The sequence below is a fragment of the Blastomonas sp. genome, from assembly GCF_041747255.1.
Lineage (GTDB): Bacteria > Pseudomonadota > Alphaproteobacteria > Sphingomonadales > Sphingomonadaceae > Blastomonas.
This window is the reverse complement of record NZ_JBGTFM010000144.1, coordinates 1-4,152: the sequence shown is the minus strand read 5'-3', so window position 1 is coordinate 4,152 and position 4,152 is coordinate 1. Positions and strand designations below refer to the sequence as shown.

The 4,152-nt window shown below is 59.4% G+C and carries 4 protein-coding genes and 1 tRNA gene; 3 read left to right on the top strand and 2 right to left on the bottom strand.

Going from position 1 to position 4,152, the window contains the following annotated elements:
- Positions 1–360: 360 nt before the first annotated feature.
- Positions 361–434: transfer RNA gene (locus tag ACEW8G_RS05075), tRNA-Gly, on the top strand.
- A 34-nt stretch (positions 435–468) separates the two neighbouring features.
- On the opposite strand, the gene ACEW8G_RS05070 is transcribed toward ACEW8G_RS05075, so the two are convergent.
- A complete protein-coding gene (locus ACEW8G_RS05070; protein WP_373487355.1) occupies positions 469–924 on the bottom strand; it encodes an Lrp/AsnC family transcriptional regulator in 456 nt (151 codons plus the stop codon).
- 152 nt (positions 925–1,076) lie between these two features.
- Between ACEW8G_RS05070 and phhA the strand changes: the two genes are divergently transcribed.
- The gene (gene phhA, locus ACEW8G_RS05065; protein ID WP_373487357.1) at positions 1,077–2,012 is read left to right on the top strand and encodes a phenylalanine 4-monooxygenase; all 936 of its coding nucleotides are present in this window, start codon (positions 1,077–1,079) and stop codon (positions 2,010–2,012) included.
- Between the two features lie 100 nt (positions 2,013–2,112).
- Here phhA and ACEW8G_RS05060 read toward each other — a convergent pair whose 3' ends face one another.
- Positions 2,113–2,637: a fasciclin domain-containing protein gene (locus ACEW8G_RS05060; RefSeq protein ID WP_373487356.1), complete on the bottom strand. Its 525-nt coding sequence runs from the start codon at positions 2,635–2,637 to the stop codon at positions 2,113–2,115.
- Positions 2,638–2,956: 319 nt separating this feature from the next.
- Here ACEW8G_RS05060 and ACEW8G_RS05055 point away from each other — a divergent pair, with 319 nt between their 5' ends.
- The gene (locus ACEW8G_RS05055) at positions 2,957–4,081 is read left to right on the top strand and encodes an epoxide hydrolase family protein (protein WP_373487354.1); all 1,125 of its coding nucleotides are present in this window, start codon (positions 2,957–2,959) and stop codon (positions 4,079–4,081) included.
- Positions 4,082–4,152: the final 71 nt, after the last annotated feature.

Genomic DNA, 4,152 nt, shown 5'->3' with positions numbered 1-4,152 from the left:
TGTCGGTATGTCGCGAAGCACAATATTTGCAATATGGACGACGGGCCCTACCGCGAGGGCTTTGAGATCGCGTGCGAAGTTTGCGAAAACGCGATCGCTAGCCATGTTGATCGCCACAAAGATCGGATAACTGCATCAGTTGCAGTTCCCACTAGCGACACGGAAGGCGAGCGCTAGGCGCTGATCGAGGTGCGCAGCTTCATCATCAAACATGGCACGAAAGAGGTCGACACCTATTGCGCGCAGCGCCTTCATGACATAGCGATGGACGCAAGGCCGAACACGTTTCGGAATTCCGAAAAGGAAAAGTTCGGAACGGCCACCGCGAAAAGCTGAATTCACCAGACTTTTCAACCGGTTGCGGGTGTAGCTCAATGGTAGAGCAGCAGCTTCCCAAGCTGAATACGAGGGTTCGATTCCCTTCACCCGCTCCATGTTCCTGACTTTGCCGCTGCAAATGGCCTCCACTCATACCGGCAGCCCGGTTTGCGGCTTGGCTTCTCTCAGCACGAAGCTGGTGCTGATCGATTTGAGGCCCGGGATGGGGCGCAGCTTGCTGTTGGCGAACGCGGCATAGCTGTCGAGATCGCGGCTGACCACGGTCAGGATATAATCAGCGCCGCCGGTGATCTGATGGCAGGCGATGATCTCATCGAATGAGGCAATGGCGGCCTCGAACGCGGCGGTAATATCGGCGCTGTGATCGGCAATCTCGACGCTGACATAGGCGAGCACGCCAAGCCCCAGCGCACGGCGGCTGAGCTGCGCGCTATAGCCGCGAATGACGCCATCTGCCTCAAGCCGGCGCACCCGCCGCCAGCAGGGTGAGGCGGACATGCCAACCGTATCGGCGAGCTCGGCATTGGTGATGCGGCCATTGCGCTGCATCGCGCGCAGAATTCGAATATCTTCCTGTTCCAGCATCAAGTGGGGTAATCCTTACCGTTTCATTCCAAAATGAGGTAATATTGTCCGCATATTGCATGAAAAATGCAAGATTTAGCAAGGATATTTCTGCCGCCCGGTGCTATATTCATGTTCAGTATGCAATCATCAGGAGAGCCGCCGTGGAACAGATGCTGATACAGCCAGCGACCATCGACTATTCGCGCATTCCTGAACTGCCTGCGGGCACCTTCACCGCGCCGCTCGCTCGCCCCGCTCATGTCGGTATTGACTGGCTGGAGCCGCATCAGCGCAGCTACACGATCGAGGAACATGGCATCTGGGATGACCTCTATGCCCAGCAGATGGCGGTGTTGCCGGGCCGTGCAGCGAGCAGTTTTATCGCCGGACTGGAGCGGCTTGACCTGGGGCAGGGCGGGGTGCCCGATTTTGAAAGCTTAAGCGATGCGTTGGAGCCGATCACCGGCTGGCGCGTGGTCGCGGTGCCGATGCTGATCCCCGATCATGTGTTCTTCTATCACCTTGCCAACCGGCGCTTCCCGGCGGGCAATTTCATTCGCAGCCGCGCGCAGTTCGACTATATCTCGGAGCCAGATGTGTTCCATGATGTGTTCGGCCATGTGCCAATGCTCACCGATCCGGTTTATGCGGACTATATGCAGGAATATGGCCGCGCCGGATGGAAGGCGCTGGCGAACAACCGGCTGAAGGCGCTGTCGGCGCTCTACTGGTATACGGTCGAGTTCGGCCTGATCCGCGAAGCCGAAGGTATCAGAGCCTATGGCGCGGGGATTTTGTCTGGCCCCAGCGAGGCGGTGTTCGCGGTGGAGGGCCAGTCGCCCAATCGCATCCATCTTGAAGTCGACCGGGTGATGCGCACAGACTATGTGATATCGGACATGCAGCCGACTTATTTTGTGATTGATTCATTTGAAGAATTGTTTCGCAAAACGGTCGAGCGCAATTTCGATGACCTGTACCGCGCGCTCAACCCTGGCTTTACCTATTCCAACCAGGCTGTGCTGGGAGGCGACCGGGTGCATCACCTGGGCACGCAGGAATATGTCAATCGCGGCGGGCAGGGGTCGGGCGCAAAACCGGTCTGAACAAGAAAACAGCCTGACCGCCGGGTTGGCGATCAGGCTGTAATCTTCAAAACCCTGGGCAGCGCGGCGGGCAGATGTGCCCGGCCCGCGCCGCTTGCAGTTATGCCTTGGGCGTCAGCACGCCGTCGATGACGTGGATTACGCCATTCGACTGCGGTACGTCCGCCTGCGTGACGATGGCCTTGCTGCCGCCTTGGCCGGTCAGCACGACATTGGTGCCTTCCATGGTGGCGGTCAGGGTTTCGCCTTGCACGGTGGTGAGCGTGGCGGTGCCATTGCCTGCGGTGATCGCGGCGGCGACGTCAGCTGCAGTCATCCGGCCCGACACAACGTGGTAGGTCAGGATGCCGGTCAGCGCGTCCTTGCTCTCGGGCTTCAGCAGCGTATCAACAGTGCCTGCGGGCAGCTTTTCAAACGCGGTGTTGACCGGGGCAAATACGGTGAACGGACCGGTTCCGGCCAGCGTATCAACAAGGCCTGCGGCCTTTACCGCTGCAACCAGTGTCGTGTGGATCGGCGATTCCGACGCATTTTCAACAATGTTGCGGGTCGGCAGCATTTCTGCGCCACCCACCATCACGTTGCCGCTGGCGTCCATGCCATCTGCCATCGGTGCAGCTTCCATATCGGTGTCAGCTTCGGTGATGTTCGTCGTGTTGTCCGAACCACAAGCGGCCAGCGCGAGCGCTGATGCTGCAACGATGGAAATGTGAAAGGCAGTTTTCATAGAAGTCTCTCCTTCAACAGTGTCTGGGGGGAAGTCTGCCTGCGCCAAAAACACGCATGACAGCAACCACGGCACACGCCGTGAAAAGACACTATCCTATTTCCAACTAAGCACAGTGCATTTTGTTGCATTGAATCGCAAAGATACTCGCGCGCAGCAGCGGAGCAATCGATGCGGGACGATTGCAAGCGCGGCGAGCAGCGCATAGCATACCCATATGACCCAGATACGCCAGTTTCGCATCGATGTGCCGCAATCCGCGCTGGATGACCTCAAGGCCCGGATCAAGGCGGTCCGCCTCCCTGAAAAGGAAACGGTCGATGACTGGGACCAGGGCATTCCTCTCTCCACGGTGCGCGATTTCGCCGCTTATTGGGCAGACGGCTATGACTGGCGGCGCTGCGAGGCGATGCTGAACGGCTATCCCAACCATCTGATCACGCTGGATGGCGTGGACATCCACTTTCTGCACATCCGCTCGCCCCATGGTGGGGCGCGGCCGTTGCTGATCACACATGGCTGGCCGGGATCGGTGCTCGAGTTCATGAATATCATCGCACCGCTGACCGATCCTGCTGACTCGGCCGATGCCTTCCATCTGGTCATCCCCTCGCTGCCGGGCTTTGGCTTTTCGGGCAAGCCTGAGGTCCCCGGCTGGGACATTGCAAAGATCGCCGGGGTCTGGGACGATCTGATGCGCGCTTTGGGCTATGACCGCTATTTCGCGCAAGGCGGCGATTGGGGCTCGGCCGTGACGCTTGAGATTGCGCTTCAGAACCGGGGTGCCTGCGCGGCAGTGCACAGCAACATGGTGATCGCCGCGCCTGATCCCGCGACGATGGGTGACCTCAGCGGCCTTGAAAAGCGCGCGATGGCGCAGCTGCAGCATTATCAGGCGAAGGAAAGCGGCTATTCGTCAATCCAGCGCACCCGCCCGCAGACCATCGGCTACGCGCTTGCCGATTCAGCGGTCGGCCAGATGGCGTGGATACTGGAGAAATTCCGCACATGGTCCGATTGCGATGACAGCTTTTCGGGCTTCGACCGCGATGCGCTGCTCGATACGATCACGCTCTACTGGCTGACCAACAGCGCAGCGTCCTCGGCGCGGCTGTACTGGCACAGCTTTGGCCAGATGAATTTCGATCCGATTGACGTGCCGACTGGCGGTACAATTTTCCCCAAAGAGTTGTTCCAGACCTCGCGCCGCTGGGCGGAAAAGCGGTTTTCAAACCTGATCTACTGGAACGAGGTGGACAAGGGCGGGCATTTCGCGGCGCTTGAGCTGCCGGAGGTGTTCGTCGACGAGGTGAGGGCATGTTTTCGCGGGCAGGTGCTTTGAGGGGGGAGCTGGACCCCTCGTAAGCTCCGCCGCTCCGCCGCAACGCCCACGTTTAACCCCCCTCCGCTCAG